The sequence below is a fragment of the Desulfocurvus sp. DL1XJH-121 genome (assembly GCF_054819825.1).
Window position 1 is genome coordinate 1 of the sequence record NZ_JBTVWW010000097.1, and the last position, 271, is coordinate 271.

Here is a 271-nt window from a genome sequence, read left to right on the forward strand (position 1 = left end):
TGCAGTCGGTCATCGACTGCCACAGCCGCTACGCCTGGGGCAGGCTGTACACCAGCAAGCTGCCCGTCACGGCTGTGCACGTGCTCAACGAGGACGTGCTGCCGTACTTCGAGGGCCACGGGTCCAGGATCGAGACGGTGCTCTCGGACAACGGGCGCGAGTTCTGCGGCAGGCCGGACAGGCATCCGTACGAGCTCTTCCTGCAACTGGAGGGCATCGAACACCGCACCACCAAGGTGCGCAGGCCGCAAAGCAACGGCTTCGTGGAGCG

Annotated in this window: 1 pseudogene; it reads left to right on the forward strand. The window is 65.7% G+C overall.

The features are described from left to right. Positions 1 to 271: pseudogene (locus ACYYG1_RS17455) on the forward strand (IS481 family transposase); the annotation flags it as partial.